The sequence below is a fragment of the Paenibacillus sp. SEL3 genome, from assembly GCF_054602585.1.
In genome coordinates this window covers 723,526-744,316 of record NZ_CM137725.1, presented here as the reverse complement: position 1 = coordinate 744,316, position 20,791 = coordinate 723,526, and the positions used below count along the sequence as shown (strand labels likewise).

The 20,791-nt window shown below is 43.7% G+C and carries 21 protein-coding genes; 16 read left to right on the top strand and 5 right to left on the bottom strand.

Features of this window, described 5'->3' with window-relative positions:
• Positions 1–116 precede the first annotated feature (116 nt).
• Positions 117–1,121, bottom strand: coding sequence for a hypothetical protein (locus ACYCS5_RS03635; protein ID WP_029515490.1), 1,005 nt, complete (start codon positions 1,119–1,121; stop codon positions 117–119).
• 260 nt (positions 1,122–1,381) lie between these two features.
• Here ACYCS5_RS03635 and ACYCS5_RS03630 point away from each other — a divergent pair, with 260 nt between their 5' ends.
• The 10 genes from ACYCS5_RS03630 to ACYCS5_RS03585 all read left to right on the top strand — a co-directional run bounded on the left by ACYCS5_RS03630 (position 1,382) and on the right by ACYCS5_RS03585 (position 11,019).
• Positions 1,382–4,144: a family 78 glycoside hydrolase catalytic domain gene (locus ACYCS5_RS03630; RefSeq protein WP_459760817.1), complete on the top strand. Its 2,763-nt coding sequence runs from the start codon at positions 1,382–1,384 to the stop codon at positions 4,142–4,144.
• A gap of 14 nt (positions 4,145–4,158) precedes the next feature.
• Positions 4,159–4,392, top strand: coding sequence for a hypothetical protein (locus ACYCS5_RS03625; protein WP_459760816.1), 234 nt, complete (start codon positions 4,159–4,161; stop codon positions 4,390–4,392).
• A 35-nt stretch (positions 4,393–4,427) separates the two neighbouring features.
• Positions 4,428–5,351, top strand: a complete 924-nt coding sequence (locus ACYCS5_RS03620; RefSeq protein WP_459760815.1) for an MFS transporter — start codon at positions 4,428–4,430, stop codon at positions 5,349–5,351.
• A gap of 28 nt (positions 5,352–5,379) precedes the next feature.
• Positions 5,380–6,378 (top strand): AraC family transcriptional regulator, encoded by a 999-nt coding sequence (locus tag ACYCS5_RS03615; RefSeq protein ID WP_016324605.1) that lies wholly within the window; start codon positions 5,380–5,382, stop codon positions 6,376–6,378.
• Between the two features lie 93 nt (positions 6,379–6,471).
• Complete coding sequence (locus ACYCS5_RS03610; protein ID WP_459760814.1) at positions 6,472–7,479, top strand: phosphotransferase; 1,008 nt, start codon at positions 6,472–6,474, stop codon at positions 7,477–7,479.
• Between the two features lie 84 nt (positions 7,480–7,563).
• Complete coding sequence (locus ACYCS5_RS03605) at positions 7,564–8,724, top strand: immunity 26/phosphotriesterase HocA family protein (RefSeq protein WP_459760813.1); 1,161 nt, start codon at positions 7,564–7,566, stop codon at positions 8,722–8,724.
• 30 nt (positions 8,725–8,754) lie between these two features.
• Positions 8,755–9,273: a hypothetical protein gene (locus ACYCS5_RS03600; protein WP_029515484.1), complete on the top strand. Its 519-nt coding sequence runs from the start codon at positions 8,755–8,757 to the stop codon at positions 9,271–9,273.
• A 34-nt stretch (positions 9,274–9,307) separates the two neighbouring features.
• Positions 9,308–9,967: a DUF2625 domain-containing protein gene (locus tag ACYCS5_RS03595; RefSeq protein ID WP_459760812.1), complete on the top strand. Its 660-nt coding sequence runs from the start codon at positions 9,308–9,310 to the stop codon at positions 9,965–9,967.
• Positions 9,968–9,995: 28 nt separating this feature from the next.
• Positions 9,996–10,430 carry a hypothetical protein gene (locus ACYCS5_RS03590; RefSeq protein ID WP_459760811.1) on the top strand — a complete coding sequence of 145 codons (435 nt, stop codon included), beginning with the start codon at positions 9,996–9,998 and terminating at the stop codon, positions 10,428–10,430.
• Between the two features lie 52 nt (positions 10,431–10,482).
• Complete coding sequence (locus tag ACYCS5_RS03585; RefSeq protein WP_459760810.1) at positions 10,483–11,019, top strand: SMI1/KNR4 family protein; 537 nt, start codon at positions 10,483–10,485, stop codon at positions 11,017–11,019.
• 106 nt (positions 11,020–11,125) lie between these two features.
• On the opposite strand, the gene ACYCS5_RS03580 is transcribed toward ACYCS5_RS03585, so the two are convergent.
• Genes ACYCS5_RS03580 through ACYCS5_RS03570 form a run of 3 tightly spaced genes read right to left on the bottom strand, consistent with a single transcriptional unit; the run spans position 11,126 to position 12,961 of the window.
• Complete coding sequence (locus tag ACYCS5_RS03580; RefSeq protein WP_165149781.1) at positions 11,126–11,710, bottom strand: RBBP9/YdeN family alpha/beta hydrolase; 585 nt, start codon at positions 11,708–11,710, stop codon at positions 11,126–11,128.
• Between the two features lie 16 nt (positions 11,711–11,726).
• A complete protein-coding gene (locus tag ACYCS5_RS03575) occupies positions 11,727–12,275 on the bottom strand; it encodes a DUF1697 domain-containing protein (RefSeq protein WP_459760809.1) in 549 nt (182 codons plus the stop codon).
• Positions 12,276–12,310: 35 nt separating this feature from the next.
• Positions 12,311–12,961, bottom strand: a complete 651-nt coding sequence (locus tag ACYCS5_RS03570) for a hypothetical protein (protein WP_459760808.1) — start codon at positions 12,959–12,961, stop codon at positions 12,311–12,313.
• 216 nt (positions 12,962–13,177) lie between these two features.
• Between ACYCS5_RS03570 and ACYCS5_RS03565 the strand changes: the two genes are divergently transcribed.
• The 5 genes from ACYCS5_RS03565 (at position 13,178) to ACYCS5_RS03545 (ending at position 17,417) form a co-directional block, all read left to right on the top strand.
• A complete protein-coding gene (locus ACYCS5_RS03565; RefSeq protein ID WP_459760807.1) occupies positions 13,178–14,173 on the top strand; it encodes a hypothetical protein in 996 nt (331 codons plus the stop codon).
• The gene (locus ACYCS5_RS03560; RefSeq protein ID WP_459760806.1) at positions 14,173–15,258 is read left to right on the top strand and encodes a hypothetical protein; all 1,086 of its coding nucleotides are present in this window, start codon (positions 14,173–14,175) and stop codon (positions 15,256–15,258) included. Before ACYCS5_RS03565 ends, ACYCS5_RS03560 begins: the two co-directional genes overlap by 1 nt.
• An 84-nt stretch (positions 15,259–15,342) precedes the next feature.
• Positions 15,343–16,284 (top strand): ADP-ribosylglycohydrolase family protein, encoded by a 942-nt coding sequence (locus tag ACYCS5_RS03555; protein WP_029515476.1) that lies wholly within the window; start codon positions 15,343–15,345, stop codon positions 16,282–16,284.
• A complete protein-coding gene (locus ACYCS5_RS03550) occupies positions 16,251–16,475 on the top strand; it encodes a hypothetical protein (RefSeq protein WP_152526673.1) in 225 nt (74 codons plus the stop codon). Before ACYCS5_RS03555 ends, ACYCS5_RS03550 begins: the two co-directional genes overlap by 34 nt.
• Before the next feature lie 21 nt (positions 16,476–16,496).
• Positions 16,497–17,417 carry a hypothetical protein gene (locus tag ACYCS5_RS03545; protein WP_340886097.1) on the top strand — a complete coding sequence of 307 codons (921 nt, stop codon included), beginning with the start codon at positions 16,497–16,499 and terminating at the stop codon, positions 17,415–17,417.
• Between the two features lie 43 nt (positions 17,418–17,460).
• On the opposite strand, the gene ACYCS5_RS03540 is transcribed toward ACYCS5_RS03545, so the two are convergent.
• On the bottom strand, positions 17,461–18,030 hold the full coding sequence (locus tag ACYCS5_RS03540; RefSeq protein WP_069010531.1) for a TerD family protein: 570 nt from the start codon (positions 18,028–18,030) through the stop codon (positions 17,461–17,463).
• Between the two features lie 177 nt (positions 18,031–18,207).
• On the opposite strand from ACYCS5_RS03540, the gene ACYCS5_RS03535 reads away from it, so the two are divergent.
• Positions 18,208–20,595: a polyprenyl synthetase family protein gene (locus ACYCS5_RS03535; RefSeq protein WP_459760805.1), complete on the top strand. Its 2,388-nt coding sequence runs from the start codon at positions 18,208–18,210 to the stop codon at positions 20,593–20,595.
• The last annotated feature ends 196 nt before the right edge of the window (positions 20,596–20,791 follow it).

The following is a 20,791-nucleotide window of genomic DNA, read 5'->3' as shown; positions in this document are numbered from 1 at the left end:
CACTGCAATCCGTATTTTCGCTGCCCCTCGCTTCGATGGGCAACTGGAAAGCGAGCTGCTGGGTCAAATGCCTCGTTCTTTACATTGCATGCGACAGGCTCCTTATGGCAACTGGATTATTGACGTTGCTTCCGAATCCTGAGTAACTTTTGCTCCAATTTGGTATCACCCATAAATTTGCTGACAGATACAGCAAGCTGATATTGAATGGTCCCCATATTGTTAGCGGCAGGTTGAAGAACCCCTTTTATCGTTTGCCATAACGAAGTAGCCTGTCGGCTTTTTGCTCCAAAATGCATGATGATGTGGATACAGGCTGTAATTATATTGCGGCCAAGTCCGTACAGGAACCATTCTTTTTCCTTCGTAATAAGCGGAATGATGGTTGCCATCGTTTCCCAAGCTTCATCCCATCGTCCTGTTTCAATGAGCTTTTCTGCCAAGCTGGATGCAGTAGAACAGTAGTTACTAGAATTTTCTTCTATTTTCTCCATTTCAGCCAGCTTTTTGAGGGCTTCAATTTCACCTTCTGGATGGTTGCGCCATCTCTCATGATAAACGAGTGTCCGCAAATTTTCTTTGTCCCAATCCGTCTGCTCTCTGATCCACAAATCAATAAATAATGATAGGTATACATCTTCCCCGAGTTCACTCGCGATATTGATGCAATCTTCAAGATCAGCTGTATCTTTGCTGAATAAATATGTTTCCAAAATCAACTCAGGATCAAACCCGGCGTATGTATCGAAATTGGCTTTCTTGGCCTGCTGGAACAAAATTTGGTCCTGTTCACGCTCATACTTTTGCAGTAAAAAAACGGCATAGTATAGAGCATCGCCAATCCCCTGAAAACTGTTCGTTTCCCTATCTATAATCTCATTAACGAGCAGCCTTCTCACAATCGGTTCGTAATGCGGGGAATCTCGATCCTCACGATTATACATAGCCAAAAGCACCTTCAAGCGATGGGTATAATTGGCATCACTTTTTCCATATTCCTCACTGTGTTGCTCCAAATAGTCAACCTTCGAAAAATCGGCGTGATCACTTATTAGACTCTGCAGCATTTTATCATAGGGTGCCATCATCTGATCCAGCAGCTTTTTGTAGTTCGTTTCCATTACTGTAATTCTCCTTTCACTGATCGGCTTAATACTACAATCCATATGTACAAAAAACAAGAGTTTTCCTTTTGAGTACTGCGCTGTCACACGTACATATTTTTCTAATAGACCCATTTTAAGATTCGATATGAGGGATGGACATTCAATACCTGTAAATCAAGCATACAACATGCAGGGATACAACATTGCGCACAACTAATGGAAGCGTTTTAATTTGAGTATAGAAACACAAAAGAAGATCTCAGGGAGGACATAAGATGCTAAAAGTGAAAGCGCTTAGATGTGAACATGTAAACAATCCGATTGGACTGGGTTGTCTAAAGCCTCGATTAAGTTGGCAAATTGAATCTGACAACATATATGTTTTCCAAAAACGCTTCCAATTGCAGGTAGCCATAAATCCCGCTTTTGAACCGCTGCTCTGGAATCATTTTTCCTATTCGGAACAATCCATTTTGTTTCCCTATGAAGGTCCTCCACTCGAATCAGGACAAAGATATCATTACCGGGTAAAAGTATGGGCTCAGGGAGCGGGTGACACCGAACCCGAGGAATCGGAATGGAGTGAGATTGGCTTTTGGGAAATGGGGCTGCTCCATGAGCAGGACTGGAAGGCACAATGGATTACAGTGCAGGAGCGAAGCATCCATGAAAAGTTTCAGACGAGAGCCCCTTTTGCTGCTTCCAAGTGTTTTTCAGTTGAGGGAAAAGTGAAAAAAGCAGTCATTTATGCCACAAGCCTTGGTCTGTATGAGCTGGAGCTCAATGGACAAAGAGTAGGCGATGCCTACTTTACCCCGGGATGGACAGATTATAACGATCGTGTTCAGGTGCAAGCCTATGATGTGACTTCTACCGTTCGAGAACAACATAACCGCATCACAGCCACGGTGGGAGAAGGCTGGTACAGCGGCTATCTAGGCTGGCAAAAGCGCAAGGATACCTACGGGAACACGAATGCTTTGCTATTTCAAATGAAGATTAGCTATGAAGATGGCCGTTCAGAACTCATTTGCTCTGATTCTTCCTGGGAGGAAACGAGCTGTGCCATTTTGATGTCAGATATTTATAACGGCGAAATCTATGATGCTCGACTGGAGCAGCAGGCAGCCGAACATCGCTTCTTGAACGAACGGAAAATGATGCAGGTCGCCCCGTTTCCGTTAAGTCATCTGGTTGCTCAGGAGAACGAGCCTGTCCGTGTAATGAACCGATTAAAGCCTGTTGAACTGATTTGGACTCCTAAAGGCGAACTAGTACTTAACTTGGGTCAAAATATGGTAGGCTGGCTGGAATTTAAAGTGGAAGCCCCCGAAGGTACGGTTCTGAATCTGGTTCATGGTGAAGTACTGGATCAGCAAGGGAACTTTTACCGAGATAATATTCGTGATGCAGCGCAGCAGATTACGTACATTTGCAGCGGCAAGGGGACGGAGATATTTAGGCCGCATTTCACTTTTCAAGGCTTCCAGTATGTGAAGCTTGAGGGCTTTCCGGCTGGCGTAGCCATTGAAGATTTTACAGGCGTTGTTTTGCATTCAGACATGGCGACGATTGGCTTGTTCGAGACATCCGATCCAAAGCTGAACCAACTCCAGCACAATATTGTATGGGGACAAAAGGGGAACTTCCTGGATGTGCCGACCGATTGCCCGCAACGTGATGAGCGATTAGGCTGGACCGGCGATGCACAGATTTTTGCCAGAACGGCCAGCTTCAATATGAATAGTGCTTCCTTCTTTCGAAAGTGGCTGAAAGATTTGGCTTACAACCAGCTGGAGAATGGGGCTGTGCCTTTTGTCGTGCCGGATGTCCTCAAAGGAACCTTTGCAGACAATATGGACCAAACGACAGCCGCATGGGGAGATGCAGCAGTTATATGTCCGTGGACGATCTATCAATGTTACGGGGATAAGCAAATTCTAGCTCAGCAGTATGACAGTATGAAAGCATGGGTCGATTATATTCGTGCCCAGGGGACCGAGGAACATCTGTGGGATACTGGTTTGCAGCTGGGAGACTGGCTGGCGCTGGATAGCGAGGAAGGGAGCTATTTTGGAGCGACCGATGGAATGCTGGTAGCGACTGCATACTTTGCGTATTCGACTCATATCTTGGCGCAGACGGCCAAACTGCTGAATCGGTATACCGATTACAACACCTATCAAAGCTTGCATGAGGGGATTAGAAGCGCTTTTGCGAATCGTTATTTTGATGACGCTGGCAAACTGACTTCTAATACCCAGACTGCACAGGTTGTGGCTTTGCACTTCGGATTGGTACCAGAAAAATATAAAAAGCAAGTGGTTCAGGAACTCGTACGGCTGATAGAAAAAAATGATATGCATTTGGATACTGGCTTTGTAGGCACACCCTATCTATGCCTGGTTTTATCCGACAATGGCTATACAGATATAGCTTATAAAATTTTATTTCAGAAAGATTATCCTTCTTGGCTCTATCAGGTTGAACGGGGAGCAACGACCATGTGGGAGCATTGGGACAGTATCAAAGTGGACGGCTCGTTCTGGAGCACCGATATGAACTCGTTCAATCACTATTCGTACGGTTCAGTTGGAGACTTTATGTACCAAAATATTGCCGGAATCGATGTGCTTGAAGCGGGCTACAAAAAGTCACGGTTAGCACCCAAACCGCCTGTTAATCTTACTTCGGCCCATGGCAAGCTGGAGACACCTTATGGTGAGGTTGCTGTCCATTGGGAAATCGTGAATGAAGAAATACGGATGACGGTTCACGTACCACATAATACGACAGCTGAGATTACGCTTCCGGGCGTTCTAGAGCCAGATGCATTACAACAGACCATTACTACGCAATACCCGTCGATTCAGTATCCGCCTGGTAATGTGCCACAAGAGCTGGCCGGGAAATTAGGTTCTCCCGGAGAACAGGCGATTTTCCAACTGAGTGGAGATCATGAATTGACGTTTACCGTCGGATCTGGACAGTATACGTTCCAGTACAAATACAACCAGAGGCCAAATAACATAGACTAGAGGTGAGAAGCTTGATGAATATTAAAAACAAAATATGGTTTAAAACAGCATTGTTGTCCATTTCCTTAGTCCTGACATCAGCGAGTGCTATTTCAGCTATCATCCCGATGATGCTGAACCAATTACCGGGAGTCTCCAGTTCACTGATTGAAAGCATAGTTACAATCCCATCTTTCTCGATGATGCTGTTTGTGCTGTTGAGTGGCCCGATCTCTTCCCGCTTGGGTAAAAAAATACAGTCCTGCTAGGACTTTTGCTCGTGGTCATCGGCGGAATACTTCCTATGCTCACTACGAACATTACATGGATTCTCGCGTTGCGTTTGGTGCTAGGTGCAGGTCTGGGGATGTTCAATTCGCTGGCTGTCAGTTTAATTAGTGATTTTTTTGAAGGGGATGAACGTGCTCAATTGGTAGGTTTTCAAAGCGCTGTACAAGGGCTCGGAAGCAGCTTGGCTACCTTTGTGGCAGGACAGCTTGCCCTAATCGACTGGCCGTTTGCCTTTTTGTGCTATGCGATCACGATTCCTATCGCACTGTTGTTCTTTTTTATCATTCCTGAACCAGAGCGTGAGGAGCCTACAGCGAGCACGACAGGAACGGGCCAAAAGAGTGGGGGAATGTCCCTACCTGTACTTGGATTAGGGGCTGCACTTTTCCTGTTTATGACCTTTATCATGATTGTGTATACCAAAACAGGTATTATGATTGCTGAAAAGAGTATGCCTAACGCAGGGTTTTTAGGGACCGCTTTGACGCTGTTCTCCTTGTCAACTATGATTGCAGGCTTCTTGTTCGGTAGAATATATAAATGGTTCAGAAATTACGCACCTTTTATCTCCAGTTTATTAACAGCGACAGGTTTTGTTCTGCTGTGGTTTGCTCAGAATGTGACCATGGTTACGGTTGCCATGCTGATCATTGGCTTTAGCTTTGCGCTGTTTATTCCTTATATTTTTACGATACTAACTAAAATCGTACCTAAAGGCAGTGAGACGATATCTATTTCGATTGCAATGGTAGGCTCCAATTTGGGAGCGTTTGCTTCGCCTTATGTTATCAAGTTAGTTGGGGTGTTGTCTGGGAATGAAACTGCCTCATTTTCCTTTCTCGTCTCTGCGATTGTATTTATGATTGCTGCGCTCCTCTGTCTGGGAATCGCTATTAGAGGAAAGGGAAGCAAAACACAGACGGCAGTTCACAGTTAATGGGAGTCTGAAGGAGGAGTCTGTGTTTATGAACCTTCATGAGTTGGATCAGTTGCTGAGAAGTAAAACTGAAATTGAACTTTTACAACAGCAAAACAATCAAGTGATTAATGATCTCTCCAAAGAATCGGAAAATGAGCGATTTTTTGATATAAATCAGAATATGTATCGAATGCCTGCTTTATTTTTCTTCGGAGAACATGATATTTATATTAGCAAGCACAACAGGTTTGCTCCGATGCTGGAGCACATGCATGAATTTATTGAGTTAAACTATGTTTACTCAGGTAAGTGCAACCAAATCATAGCGGGTAAAGAAATTGAGCTTTGTGAAGGCCAAGTGTGTGTCCTCGATAAGGATGTACCGCACAGCATCGCACCTTTGGGAGAAAACGATATACTGATTAATATCCTCCTGCAAAGAGAAACGATTTCATCCCTATTTCTACAGCGGCTATCTAAGAAAAAAAGTTTGATCGGCGAGTTTCTTGCCAATTCAGTCCTCCAGCATCAGCATCATAATCACTTTATTATTTTTGAGTCACAGCATAATGAAAACCTTCAATATATATTGCGTAGAATCTTGATCGAATATTTTTCCAGGCAAGAGGATTCAATGGAGCTGGTCAAGGCTTATTTGCCCATTGTATTTGGGGAATTGGTCCGTGTATTGGAAAGCGAGCATAATATTCACTTAAACCAGCAGGAAAGTAATATTACTTCTATTCTGAATTACATGGAAGAGCATTATCAGCATTTAAGCCTCCAGCAATTATCTACTCATTTTAATTACAATAGTACGTATTTAAGTAATAAGTTGAAAAAAGTAACCGGTCTTACTTACACGCAGCTTATTGCCAACATTAAACTTAATGCGGCCTATTCTTTGGTAGTCAATACCAACCTGCCATTCGAAATGATCTTTAAGCAGGTCGGATATAACAGCATGAGTTTTTTCTATAAAAAATTTAAAACAGCGTATGGTGCCACCCCGCAGAATATCCGAAACAAACAAATGAGGAAATGAAGGATACACAAGGACGTCCAATTCTAATGGGCGTCTATATTTGTTATAATATCGGCAAATTCATAAGCGGATGTTTAATAGGGAGGATACATTTTGGAAGCGGTATTAAGACGGCACTGGCCGGAGTGGGACGGGACACTACAGAGACGAACCGGAGGTTGGAATAATACGACGTATTTTGTTAAGAGCGGTGGGCGAAGTGGGGTACTGCGCATCTACGATACACACAGGGATCGGAACAAAATCGAATTTGAGCATGCGGTTTTGCAGGAACTGAGCAGGCATTCTCTATCATTCAGGGTTCCAATGCCAATCCGAACGATTACGGGAGAGACACTTGCACAGGTTGAGAAGGATAGTGGAAAATATGTGTGTCTGTTCGAATACATAGAAGGCACATCCCCATCGGAGCAGGATCCTAGCTTTGCCTATTCTTTTGGCGAGGCTGCTGGCGAATTATCTGCTGCACTTGAAACACTCAATCTTGATATGACTCCAGTCTATCGGCCGTATTATGCTTTGCAGCAATCCTATCCATTATGTAACCGGGAAGTAATCCAAGGCTTTTGTTTAAACCCGCCGGAGCCTCTAAAAGATTTCCATGAGGAGCTGCGTTTGATAGGAAAAGTATATGAAGAGATTATAGATTCACTTCATGCATTGGAAGAGTTGCCGCATCAGCTTGTACATGGAGATTTGAACGCTTCCAATTTGTTGGTAAAGGATTCTGACCCTAGTCAGGTGGCTGTACTGCTTGATTTTGAATTTTGTACGCTGGACGTTCGGGTCATGGATCCGGCGGTCATTTTATCAGGATTTTTGGGACAACCGGAGGAAACGACAGCTGTTCGTGATTTTTGCCGGGGCTTCAGCCGTCAGGTTCGTTTAAGCCAATCCGAGGTTGACGCTTTGCCTGTGTTAATGCTGCTTAGGAAGGTAGACGTTTTTCTTCATTTTATGAGTCGCTTTCTGGAAGGAACAGATCAGCCACACGTGCTGCAAGAACAGATCAAACAGATCACGGCCGACTTGCTCCAACTGTCTACCAGCAGTAGCTGGATTCAGGAGGAGTTGGTCCAAGCTAGAACAATGTATGAATAAACGAGCTACATGCCGTGTTATGTTATAATTTCTGGAATAACAGAAATGAAGTCTACTGAATTGTACTCGGAACAGGAGGAGCAGATGAATAGTTGGTTAACGAACGCGTTACGACCCTATTTTGGGCTGGAGACGCTGGAAGAACATTGGGACGTAGTAGAAATTAAAGAAGGATATTTTATTTGTATGGATGGAGATGTTATTCGCAAGCGAATTTCTTCCAAAGAGGATGCTTATGGAGAAGCTGATGTAGAGATTTTTACTCGTGATCGGGCATTTGTTCTGCCTAAAACGGCTCGTGGCAAAGAGAAAAAACTGAATTATACAAGTGTTTCGAGCATCACAGCAGAAGGTGTGTCCTTTTCAGCAGGCATTCGAAGAGATCGTAATATTAGTTATGTTACTGCTGTGAATAGCAAAACTGGCGTGAGATTGCCCATCACTGGATGTGAGCATTTACATAGTAAAGAAGAGATCATCGATTGGCTTCAACGTTACCCGTCGCTTGTGCCTAACGACTATGATCGTAAGGTGAAACGATTGAAGCATATGAAAAACCTGCGTTATAAAACCATTCCGGGAGACATCTTCCGCGTGGAAATAGACCTTTTTACAGATGGCTATGTACTGGTCGTCGGAGATTTGCGCCAAATGCAAAAGGATCAGTTGTTTGCAAAGGAGAGCATATGGAACAGTGTCATGACAATGCCTTTGTTCGTACGTCCGTATTTGTGTACAAGTCGTGACCGTTCAACAGCTTTGGAATCTATCACATCCGCCCCGTTATCTGATACAACCTGGATTGTCATGGATGATTCCTTTATGCGAGGGTCCTACGAGCGGATAGGGCATAAAGCGTTGGCGGAAGAGGATATTGTGTTTCCGATTGGTTACGGCAGTAGCATAGATAGCAGTAAAGAAAGAATATATAGACTGTCCTGGGGAACGGGCACAATTTCCAAACCGGAAGAAAGGACAGTGTTCAAGTCTTCGCGCGAATTGTTAAATAACGGTGTATATTCAGGTGTCATTGCAGACTGTTTTGGTCCTTGGGAAGAGCGGGAGTGGCACCACACGCTGGATAACCCGTTGTATCGGGAAGAGCGCCGAAAAGTACTGGCCGAATTCGGATTCCCGGAAGACATTTCGTACGATGAGTTCAATTGCCAAACAGGAGGACTGACGCGTTCGGAATATCTCGCATATTTGACAAGGACTTATAGCGGAAAAAGAAAGATGAAATGACACGGTTATACATCCTTTTAGGAGGTACGAATGAAATATCTTAAAGATTGTCCGGAACCAGGCATGGGAACCTGGTATTTTGAAATAGACTCAGACGGCGTAGCCTATCGGCAAATTGTGATCCAGGATGACGGTACTTTTATTGCTTCTAATCGTAAGCACGAGCAATATCATTTCTTGTTAGCAGAGAAAGCGATTGATGATACAGAGCCCTATTATACGAAAATTACAAAAAAAGAGTTTGAAGAAATCTGGTCCAGCAATCTTCACACCTCCAACAAGGAATGGCATCAAGTCAAAACCGCACTGCCGGTTGGGACTAAGGTAACTGGATATATTGAAGCCTTTTTTCCACACGGAACACTAATTCATATTTTCCAGCACAATGCAGTCGGATTGGCAGACACCCATTCATATGCGGAAAAGGCCCCATCCGAGTGGATGTATCCGAGGCATGAGATCACGGCGATTGTCCAAGGCTACGACGAGCTGAATCAGTGGGTGATTTTAGAGCAAACGCAGGTTTTCGAAAATCAGTTCACAGGTTGAAAGATAGATACGGAATACAGGAAGGAGAATGGATATGCATACGTTAACGGTTGATGAGCTAATGGATCAGGACAACCATGCATGGGAAGAGGTCAGAAACATTCTGCAAGAAGGGAATAATCCATTTCGCATTGTACCGGCAGAATCGGAATCTGCTAGGGGAGATTCGCTCTACCGTTTGCAAGTGAGCACAAAATCGTACTTGGGAACGGTTGCCTATGAAACAGGAGGGATCATATTTGACCACGGATGGATCACCTTACTGGGTGCAGGTGGGCCTGAAATTTACGGTAGTTTGGCTTCGTGGAACGGGCTGCAAGAGCCAGCGAGCGTTCCTGCACTTGGGGGAATGCTGATTGTGGCCTATGATGCAGCAGGTGGCTTCTTTGGATTGGATACAGGGAAGTTTGGACGTAGCGGCCATATCTACTATTTTGCACCGGATGCATTGGAGTGGGAATCCACTGAGCTGGCCTATTCCGGTTTCTTGAGCTGGTTGGCTGAGGGAGATTTGGGCTTGTTCTACCAGACATTCCGTTGGAATGGTTGGCAGTCGGATATGGAGCAACTTCAGCCAGGAGAGGTATTTGCTTATTATCCGCCGCTATGGACTCAGGAAGGTGGCGGAGAGACCAGCCACAAATCACCTATAGCACTAACAGAAGCGTGGCAGGCGGTGACGGATCGGGAATAGCCGCGAGTGGGGAGGGGGACATAAGATCATGAATCATTCCATTCAATCCAAACTGATGCAGCTGAATGAAATACTTTCTCAAAATAACATTGACCATTACTACATTTATGATTATACAAGTCGCCCCAAGCTGGTACTAGCAGGGAGCTTTGACTTTAGCTATTATCACAACATAGAGATTACATTTTACGAGGTCTCGTTTCTTTCCTGTCCGGGCGGTGTATTTTCAATTGAATGCTTTAGACTGGCTAATGACAAGGAATTGGAAATGTTAAAAACTGTCTCTTACGGATTTCTTGAGGGGCCTGTGATTTGTATGGAGGATCAAACGTTTGGTACCCGATTTTTCATTGCTGCGGAAAGCTTAGATTACGAGCTCAAGACCGTTTTTTACTATAAACGTGAGAACCTTCAACCTCATGAAAGTCTGGCTGAATGGGTTGGGAAAGATGGAAAAGGTTGAAAAATGTAGCAAAAACAACTTTTAGAGACGTCAAGGTAGGAGGGTGGTTATTATGTGGAGTATTCACTTTGAACATCAATTTATAAAATGTCCGGAAGCAACTGGTGAACAAATCGCGAATTTTTTGAGCACATGGAACATCAAGCTATCGGAGCAGGAAATTCACGAAATCAAGCAAAGACAAGTGAACCCTTTTCCAAAGTCGTCTCCATTCCATGATCAATATAAACCTTTAGATCCTGTGAGCTGGCATTTGCCCCAAGGGCAATTTCCTGATAGCTATATGGATTTTTTGAGATACTCTAACGGCGGGGAGTTTCAAAATGGAGAACGTTATTTCCAGTTTTTCAATACTGAAGATTTGAGAGAAATGAACCTCGCCTACGAGCTGCCAGAGTATATGCCGGGTGCCGTGTCGTTTGCGATGGATGGATGCGGTAACCACTATATGTTTGATATGAGAGAGGAAAAAAGAAACAATGAATATCCCATTCTTTTTGCTCATTCTGGTGGTTTGGGATATGACGAATGTGAACAGGTTGCCCATTCATTTATAGAGCTGTGTACGGAAAAATGGGCATTGTATTGATATCTTGACTAAACATACGCTTTATTCCCCCTAATTCATCCAGTAGAAAATGTAAAACCCGCAAGCTGGACCCTTTTTGCCAGGTCTATTTTGCGGGTTTTTAACGCTACTTATTTTCATTTATCATTTCCATTAAAACTTGAGAGACGATCGGTAAGGTGGTAAAGCCGTCACTTTGTAAAAAGTGTCCTCCATGATCTAATTCGTGAAAATCAGCCTGGATATCTTCCGCTAGTTTCTTACTAAGTGCAAAGGGGACAATCGCGTCGTCCTTTGAAGCTATAACTACACGCGCTTTTAGCGAATCCATGATCTGCTGATGATCCAAATGGTCATTTGTAAATTCATCTAATGACGGCAGGCTTGGCAATGGATCAGTAAAACCGGAAACGAAAACGGCACCACCTAGTGGTTCCGGGATATTGACTTGCTGCAGGTACCTTAATATGGATACACAACCCAAGCTATGACCAATAAAATAGGTGTCTTTATGTAAAGCTTTAATATTTTGCAATAGATGCTCAATCCACTCATTAAGTTTGGGGGCTTGCGAGTTGGGCATATCTAGTATATTTACCGAAACCCCGTCTTCCTGTAATTTATCTTGTAACCAAGGAAACCAATGATCTGTTGGCGAAGCTGTGTATCCGTGGATTATATATACTTGTTTTTGATTTTGTAGGTTTGTCACAGTGCTTTTTCTCCCATTATTCAGTGTTTAGTTCATGCATCAGCTTATAAATCTGACGGGTTGTGTTCACATTCCGTACCGTCATTTGCTGATACAGCTTAGTGCCTACTAATTTTGTTAAACCGCTTTTTGTGACTTGTTCTTTGCTGACAGAAAACAGAATGGCTCCGGTCGTATAGATGACATGTCCAATTCCCGGTTTTAAAGGAAGGTTGTCCAGAACGGAAATATCGTTAATTTCATCCCACAGAAACATTACATCACTTTTCATCTGTGTATCATTAGCCCATTCATTCGGCAGTGCCTCCATAATGCTCTGAATCTCCTTCATATTACGGACGATGACGCGGATGGGTAAGCTAAAATCCTCCAGAATCGCCTGTTCCAGTATGAGCGATAGCTCCTGGTTGGGCCGCTCCTGACTGGAAAAAATAATGTTTCCAGAATTAATGTAAGTCGTCACATGCCCCATACCTGCATGTTCAAACGTTTGCTTGAGCTTCTTCATCTCGATTTTGTTATTGCCGCCCACATTGATGCCCCGCAGTAATGCGATATAGATCATAAAAAGCTCCACCTCTCTTTAAACAAAAAGGAATTCTAACAAAGGGATAGGTAATTCAGCAAATACGTGGTTTGGTTTTCGCCCAACAAATGATGTAGCAATGGTTTTACGTGCTCGATATATGCTACTTTGGTTTCGTATGTATCTTCATCTATCAATTCTCCCTTAAAGGTACAGGCACCTTCAATCAGGATGGAAAAAGCCGTAAAGAAGTTAGCTAAAGAGTCAGCAACTTGCTGCGCTGCGCCACCTTCAATTGCAGCATATACAGGGGAAGCAGGTGCGCTAGTATCGACAATGACTGGATCATCATTAAACGTGGCAATTACAACATGGTGGGAGGGCCACGAAGATGACTCATGAACAAGCTCTCCAGATGTAATGAAGCGATAGCCCAGCTGTTGGCGATATAAATGTTCTGGTGCGACAAAAAAGAGAACAGCAGCATCCCCGATTTCAACGGCTGCATTTTTTAATTTGTGTGTTCCCGCTGCCTTAGCATCGATCATTTCATAATGGCTATATAGGTACTCCAGCTCAGGGGATAGAGGAATCCGCTTGTCCCAGCAATCTGTTATACTCTCTGAACGGGGCTGGATATAGTGGTCTTGGAACAGCCCGTAGGCTGCATTATATAAGTTTTGCTGGTGTACAAACCGGGTTAGAGCTTCGCTTAGCTGTTTCATAGGTGTTCATTCCTTTCTAATCGTAGGCTATGACCTTCGTCATAACGTTTCATTCCTAGCATAAAGATATCATAATATAGAAATGAAGAACATATGTTTCTGTATTTATACCGCCTTGCCAGTCGATCCAGATTAATTTTACAATATAGGAGTTCGGATTAATGTGTGATGCCAGGTTCAACATGAAGTTTGGCTTGCTATGTAAGGAGGAGAGAAATGTCATTTTCTAAAATATACGATTACAAATTAAGAGCCTACTTTAATGAGCGCATTTCTGATTTGAATCATGAAGATCTATTTTATTCCTATCCTGATCAAGAGCAAAATTTAAGAATACTAACTCTGAATATAAATGAGCAGAGTCATATTTCTTTAGTGCGATGGCATGATCTGTTTGATAGGTCGCTATTTACAAAAATGAATCATCCCATTCTAAGCTTAGCGGATGCTGAACGTCTGATTCGATTGCTTGCACTCATTTTTAACGTTTTTGATATACATAAAGATGCTGTTTATAGCCGAAAAAACTTATGTTGTTTTTATTATCAATATCAAGTTTCACATCTAGCAGAGAGAGGCGATGAATTCTCGCTTACTCAGGACAGACTATTTTTCCTTCATCATCTCTTATTTGAATTGGGTTTAGGGGATGACATTTATGATCGTCTAACGATTGAAAATAATAAGATGATGTACAGGATGGAAGACGCACAACAGTATGATATGCACATTCTAATTGACATGTTGCATGAGCATATTAACAAAAATGAGATGGATATGGATACCCGGGCAGCGCTAGGAAAAATAAAAATTTTGCAAGGTCAGTTGGTCAGCTTCATCCTAGGCAGTCATGATGTATATGATTTTCCGTATGACGATTTCAACAAGCCGTTTGCAGAAGCAACGATGTTTATACAAGCCTATAACTCTAATAAAAATAGGGTATTAGAGGTGCTGATCGACTGTATCAATGAGCATCAATCTCCAACAGAGCAGTTCATCTCCACTATGATCTTGATGAATTACTCCTATTTTGTTCTCAAAATTAATCCTAGCGAAATTACATATCTTAAACTATTATGTAAGAAAAAACCGGGAGTTTTTATGAAAGTATTGACTGCATTGCTTGAACTCAGATTTTTTGTCGATAAATCCAGCTTCACAAATACGGGTATAAATTATTATTTATCCAGATTAAAAGGGGTTAAATGATGCCATTTCATCACGTTTCTTTACCCGATTTACCACAGACTATCGGACGTCTTACGGCCATTCATCCACTAAAGGGTGGCTCTCAGGGAAGCATAACCCTGCTAGCACTAAACACACAGGCAGAACTGTGGAGACTAGAACTTCGCTCTGGCAGCGCAGAATTATGCACACATATTTGTATTCCTGATTTTAATCCCCTGCAACCTGTCCAAATGGTGACCAGTCCTGACGGCAAGTACGTGGCGATCTCCAATCGATTTGGCCGACATGCGGCAGTGTATGATTTAGTCCATGCTCAAGAAAAAATGCAATTATCACGGGACGAATACCACTACGATAAAAGTATGTTCCCCCTGGCCTTTGTACATCAAGACGGTGCATGTATCCTTGTTCATGGTACGGAATGGAATCGGCTGGATCTGACGGATGTAGAAACAGGGAGGCTTTTGACAGCAAGACCTACCCCAGTTTATAACAGCGAAAACAAAGATGAGCATTATCTAGATTATTTTCATGGGAGGCTCCTGACTTCTCCAGAGGGAAAGTGGATTGCGGATACGGGATGGGTATGGGCTCCATTAGGAGTAGTCCGAACTTGGTCCTTATCTAATTGGCTGCTGAACTCATGGGAATCGGAGAATGGTCCGTCAGTTCGCCATCTTTGGCAAACCATAGATTGGGATGGGCCAGTGTGCTGGACAGGACCTGATACATTGGCGGTTTGGGGACAGATGGATGCCGATTTACTGGAGGAGGAAGATTGGGGAGAGGAAGGAGTGGAACCGGCGGTTGTCCTATTCGATATGACTCAGCCAGGGTATCGACGAGTGCTTCCTGCGATCCCTCCACTAAATTGTAAGCCTGAAGAAGACGGGATTTATCCATATCCCCAAGCGGATATGGTCGTTTCTGGCGACCGATTATTCTTATGGGGGAAAGGAGTCCCGCTTCAGGTATGGCGGCTTTCAAGAGGTGTGCGTGAAGATGTAGATACGGAGCGATTTCCACTCATTTACCATCAAGAGGCAGGAATTTTCATTGAATTAAAACCGGATAGCGGTTGTACAGCCTTAAGCTACGAATAAATGGCGTTACCGGATTTTCTTCCTTCCAGTGATATGGAAATATATGCATTAGCTATAACAATTATTAAAGGAGTGTACATCAAAATGGCACTGATCAAGGATCGTTTTTATGGAAGTCTCGCTGGACTGGCCGTGGGTGATGCTTTGGGAACCACTGTGGAATTCAGCAGTCCAGGTACATTTGAACCTGTAACGGATATCGTGGGCGGCGGTGTCTTTGGGTTAAAGCCGGGGCAGTGGACCGACGATACGTCTATGGCACTTTGTTTAGCCGAGAGTATGGTGCAAAAAGATAGCTTTGATCCAGCGGACCAAATGCGTCGCTACACCAATTGGTATCACCTGGGATATATGAGCAGCACGGGAACGTGCTTTGATATCGGCGGTGCGACGAGAGCAGCATTGCATCGCTTCGAGGCCACTGGAGAGCCGTACAGTGGGTCCGTTGACCCCATGACTGCTGGTAATGGCTCGATCATGAGGCTTGCACCTGTTGCCATGGCCTATGCGAACCGTCCGGAAGAGGCCGTGATGTACGCCGAACTGAGCTCGCGAACCACCCATGGAGCAGTCGAAAGTGTGGAGGCCTGTGCTGTGCTTGCTTCAATCCTTGTGGCAGGTCTGCGGGGAGCGGACAAAGAATCCATGTTATCAGCCGACATCTGCTATAAGTGGCGGCGGCAGGAACAGCCAGCTTATTCGGCAGCCATTGAAGAAATCATTCAGGGTTCTTACAAGGATAAGGAGCCGCCCGAAATACAGGGAACCGGCTATGTCATTCGTTCCCTTGAGGCTGCGCTGTGGGCATTTCACCATTCGACTTCGTTTGAAGAGGGGGCACTGCTGGCCGTAAATCTGGGGGATGACGCCGATACGACCGGGGCGGTGTATGGGCAAATTGCAGGAGCTTATTACGGGCTAAGCGGTATCCCGAATCACTGGCGTGAGAAGCTGGCGATGAAGGAGATGATCGATGAGCTGACTGAGGCTTTATGGCAGAAGGCCGACAAGGGCCAGACACTTTAAGAGGGACATCTATAAAGATCAAGCTGGGTTGCTTTTATTATGAGCAGAACCCGGCTTTTTTTGTTCCCAATATTTTTGCCGATGCCTCATCTCTTGGGATCACTATCCATATCGCCATACTTCCGCCCTCCTCAGTAGCATGTTGTTATGACAAAATGAAGTCCAGTACAAATCATACTTCACTTTACTGATCTTTCAGAGGAGGAACTACATTGTCGCATCTAAATAAACAGCTTCATTCATTTGTCGATATTTCCAACTATACTAAAGGGTTTGAGATCGTTTCGACCCAATTTGGCCCTGATGGGCGCGTGTATATTTTGCTAATTGATAAAGTCCCAGAACGAGTGCGGGGGATGTTCCCGCCTGCCTCTCTTAAAGAGAGACGTACTTACAAGATACTCATTCTAGACGATCATATTGAAGAAGTGTATGTGGAGGGACAGCAGTTTAACTATCATTATGTACAGCCTCTACATCATCATCTACTGCTCGTCGGAGCGCGATGTCATTATTATGAATCGGGCCAATATGATTTAAATGGTAAAATTATTGATTATGAAGGTCGTACTGTGAATGAACTGCTGCTTGGAGACGGTATCCAGAGTGTTCAGGTTACAGGGGAAGGTACGATCTGGACCAGTTATTTTGATGAAGGTATATTTGGGAATTATGGTTGGAATGAGCCTGTGGGATCCTCCGGCCTTGTCGCCTGGAATAAAGAAGGACACAAAATATATGAAAACCAAGCGGCAGACATTCATGATTGCTATGCTTTGAACGTGGTCAGCGAACAGGAAATCTGGTTTTATTACTATTCAGACTTTTCGTTAGGGCGTATTTCCGGTAGCGACCGTACGAATATTACGTTTATGAATCCGAGGATTTCCGGCTGCTCCGGGGTGGCTACAGATGGGTATCACTTTTTGTTCGATGGCGGGTATGGAAAGAACGGACAATATGTCTTGAAAAAGAATGTGAAGCCAGGCAACTTAAGCAAAGGACAACACATTCGATTTTTAAATGACGATCAAGAGTTCCTTCAGCCGCACGAACAGGATTTCAGAAAAGACCGCCTGCTGCTCCGTGAAGGTTCTCTGCTGTATCAGGTGACTATAGGAGAGTTAGCGTAAAAACCCACGTCAGACGTGGGTTTTTCCTTAACACCAAAAATGCTTATTCATACGTTTTGACAAGCTCATTCAGGGAGGTAATGGTGCTTCCTTCTCCAATAGCACCGAATTTCCACTCCCCTCCATAGCGGTATACTTCACCTACACGGATACTACACATCCCTTTATAGTCCTCTGTCAAGTTGTATCGGAGAATCTCTTCATCTTGGGACGCATCCAATACTCGAATATAAGCATTGTTCACCATACTGAAATCTTTACGTCTACCAAAGCTGAAAAAACGGAATATATTCACAATAAATACGACTCTATGCACTTCCGGTGGTAGTTGCTGGAGGGAGACGGTAATGACTTCATCATCACCGTCGCCATGTCCTGTCAAGTTGTCACCACTATGTACGACGGCCCCACAAGGGCTATTTTTGTTTCCGAAATATACTAGATTTTTCGTCTGGGTCAGCTTGCCGTTCTCATTAAGAAGCAGCGCTGACGCATCAATATCCATGCTTCTACCCTTCATAGGGTCCCATCCAAGGCCTACTTTTAGCACGGATAAGTATGGATTATTTTTGGTTAGGTCTACCTTCTGTCCTTTAACTAGACTAATACTCAACGTTATGCCTCCCTATCATTATTTTCGTTCTACTCTGAAATTGTAGCATATATATAGAAGGATATAATCTATTCGTAACTTCACAGACTTTATTCCGTATAAAGATAAAAACATGATCCAAATTCGTTCCCTCAGGGAGAAATGCAACCATGTTTAACAAAATGAGAAGTTGAGGTAATGCATCATATGAATGAAAAATTTCAAGCCGATACAGGATATCAGCTGGCTGAACAGAAGGCGCTTCAGTATTTTGCATCACTCTATAATCAGGTCAAGAATAAAACTTATGTGACCTCTCTTACAGAAGATATCCATATATGGAAAAGGAATCATATCCATTCTTCTTCATGGTTATCCTTCTTTTCGCGGAATAAGAGAAAGCCGGATACCCGGGATTACTACAGATATATTCAATGGCTGAGTTACACAGGGAAACTGGATGATTATCTGAAGCGGAGTGTCTCTTATATTTACATGAGGGATCTAGGCAAGGCTCTAGATTCTGTCGACACACAGACCCGGATTCAGCGCGTCATTGCTGACGTAAAAAGATATTTGCTTCAACCCACCCATGCTAACAGGAGAGATCAAGCGGAGTTTATGAATTTAGCCGGGGTGTATCGGTGGTCTCAAAAGGAAGGGATCGAAACCACTGTAATCTGGCTAATCAACAAGCTTAACTCTGTAGCTTCTCATATTCCTGAGGAAATGGATGCAGAGCATGCCCAGCGCAAACTGATTAAAATCATCATTGGGGTTATTCTGCATGTGATGGAAGAAATGGACGAAGCCGTGTCACCTGTTGAACGTTCGCGCAGACTGGATAAAGCCATCAGGCTTGGGTATTCCTATGGGTTGACTTATCCTTTTATTGATGATCTGCTCGATTCTCAGCTGTTGACCGTTCAAGAGAAAGAACAATATTCCCATATGATACGTACCGCGCTTCTTACCGGATCTGTGCCAGAACTGGGCGACTGGTCCGGCGATCATATGAAGTTCATTCGCTATATCCATTCGGAGCTCTCGGATGCTTTTGAGTATATTAAGGCACATCAGCGGCCAGACACACAGCAAACCTTTTTCGAGCAGTCCTATGTTTTCTTTCATTCTCAAGATATCGACCGGGATAAGGATCTAACACGAGCTAATTACACCAATGAAGAGCTTTATATACCCGTTATTTTAAAATCTGCTTCTTCCCGTTTGATTGTCCGTTCCGTGATTAGTGCTCCTGAGGATGGAGGGTTTGAGCAACGAACATTCTATTATGGTATCTATAACCAGCTTGCTGATGATTTTGCAGATATGGCCGACGATATGAGGGACGGTGCGGTAACACCCTATACCTATTATTTAAAATATCATCATCAAAGATCGGATTTGATCAATCCCTTCGAACTATACTGGGCGGTCATTTCGAATTTGATCCATAACGTATATGACTCGGATGCTATGGCTCGCGAGGTGATACTGGACCGTGCAATAAATGGACTCAAACGTTATAAAGAACGGGTAGGTGCAGAAAAGTACAATGAAATAATGGAGATTTTTGCATCTGGAAATCCTGAATTTAATCGTCTCATTCAGAAGATGGTAGGCAAAGCAGAGGATGTAGATTTCTTCGATAAGCTGCTTCGGGACCAGATGATTACCCATCTGAAAAACGATTCAAGGGAAAAAGAAGACTTTATGAATATGGTCAAAACCGTCCGTGACCAGATTAACAACCAATTGAAAATTACCAAGCCTTCTGGGATCGAGGCCATGAAAGAACATCTTATTGATGCTGCCAATTATAGTCTTGAGGGGGATGGGAAAAGGATACGTCCTATATTGACCTGGGTCATGGGTGTGAATGAATATGGCTTAGACGCTTCGGCAATCGTGCCTCTTCTAAGATCATTGGAATATATGCATACAGCCTCCCTGATTTTTGATGATTTGCCTTCCCAGGATAACGCGTCTACCCGTAGAGGGCGTCAGACATTACATCAGGTGCACAATAGCGCTACTGCGGAATTAACCGGACTATATCTGATCCAGAAGGCTATCGGGGAACAATCGTCACTGAACCAATTCAATGCTGAGACTGTACTTGCCTTGATACAATATTCGGCTCGTAAGGCAGAGGATATGTGTATGGGGCAGGCGATGGATCTGGATTCCAAAGGAAAGGCTTTGACATTGGAACAGCTGAATATGATGTGCTTTTACAAAACAGGAGTGGCGTTCGAGGCTTGTCTCGTTATGCCAGCCATGCTCGCACAGGCCGAGGAGCTGGAGATTGCTGCTTTGCAGAAATTTGCCTATCATATGGGAATTGCTTTTCAGATTAAAGATGATTTGCTTGATGTGGAAGGAGATACGCTGTTACTTGGAAAACCTGTGGGTCAGGATTCAGATAACAATAACTCGAATTTCGTGTCCATCCTTGGTTACGAAGGTGCCAGTAAAGAAATGTGGGAGCACTACTGCCTTGCCATGGAAGCATTAAAAGAGGTACCCCGCAATATCGCTTTTCTGAAGCACTTAATGAATTATATTGTGAACCGGGATCGTTAAAAAGAATTGTGCCCCATAGCTCCATAGGAGTGGTGGGGTGTTTGTACGTTGAGACAGTAGAGTTGCTCATACTTCCTTGCCCCTCTTTGGTGATCATCTAATGTAACGCAGATACGTCTGGATAAACAAGCAAAGATGTGAATATCTGGTGACTTCAGTACCGTATTTTGTCCGTTACGGCGCGTTCTACATTATA

What these genes read in the sequence shown, in the direction of transcription:
- ACYCS5_RS03615 (WP_016324605.1), top strand. Translation starts at nt 5,380, where the DNA reads ATGAACCTTCATGAGTTGGATCAGTTGCTGAGAAGTAAAACTGAAATT.
- ACYCS5_RS03555 (WP_029515476.1), top strand. Translation starts at nt 15,343, where the DNA reads ATGGCACTGATCAAGGATCGTTTTTATGGAAGTCTCGCTGGACTGGCC.
- ACYCS5_RS03625 (WP_459760816.1), top strand. Translation starts at nt 4,159, where the DNA reads ATGAATATTAAAAACAAAATATGGTTTAAAACAGCATTGTTGTCCATT.
- ACYCS5_RS03575 (WP_459760809.1), bottom strand. Translation starts at nt 12,275, where the DNA reads ATGATCTATATCGCATTACTGCGGGGCATCAATGTGGGCGGCAATAAC.
- ACYCS5_RS03620 (WP_459760815.1), top strand. Translation starts at nt 4,428, where the DNA reads ATGCTCACTACGAACATTACATGGATTCTCGCGTTGCGTTTGGTGCTA.
- ACYCS5_RS03560 (WP_459760806.1), top strand. Translation starts at nt 14,173, where the DNA reads ATGCCATTTCATCACGTTTCTTTACCCGATTTACCACAGACTATCGGA.
- ACYCS5_RS03600 (WP_029515484.1), top strand. Translation starts at nt 8,755, where the DNA reads ATGAAATATCTTAAAGATTGTCCGGAACCAGGCATGGGAACCTGGTAT.
- ACYCS5_RS03535 (WP_459760805.1), top strand. Translation starts at nt 18,208, where the DNA reads ATGCATCATATGAATGAAAAATTTCAAGCCGATACAGGATATCAGCTG.
- ACYCS5_RS03570 (WP_459760808.1), bottom strand. Translation starts at nt 12,961, where the DNA reads ATGAAACAGCTAAGCGAAGCTCTAACCCGGTTTGTACACCAGCAAAAC.
- ACYCS5_RS03635 (WP_029515490.1), bottom strand. Translation starts at nt 1,121, where the DNA reads ATGGAAACGAACTACAAAAAGCTGCTGGATCAGATGATGGCACCCTAT.
- ACYCS5_RS03590 (WP_459760811.1), top strand. Translation starts at nt 9,996, where the DNA reads ATGAATCATTCCATTCAATCCAAACTGATGCAGCTGAATGAAATACTT.
- ACYCS5_RS03630 (WP_459760817.1), top strand. Translation starts at nt 1,382, where the DNA reads ATGCTAAAAGTGAAAGCGCTTAGATGTGAACATGTAAACAATCCGATT.
- ACYCS5_RS03595 (WP_459760812.1), top strand. Translation starts at nt 9,308, where the DNA reads ATGCATACGTTAACGGTTGATGAGCTAATGGATCAGGACAACCATGCA.
- ACYCS5_RS03605 (WP_459760813.1), top strand. Translation starts at nt 7,564, where the DNA reads ATGAATAGTTGGTTAACGAACGCGTTACGACCCTATTTTGGGCTGGAG.
- ACYCS5_RS03585 (WP_459760810.1), top strand. Translation starts at nt 10,483, where the DNA reads ATGTGGAGTATTCACTTTGAACATCAATTTATAAAATGTCCGGAAGCA.
- ACYCS5_RS03550 (WP_152526673.1), top strand. Translation starts at nt 16,251, where the DNA reads ATGGCAGAAGGCCGACAAGGGCCAGACACTTTAAGAGGGACATCTATA.
- ACYCS5_RS03565 (WP_459760807.1), top strand. Translation starts at nt 13,178, where the DNA reads ATGTCATTTTCTAAAATATACGATTACAAATTAAGAGCCTACTTTAAT.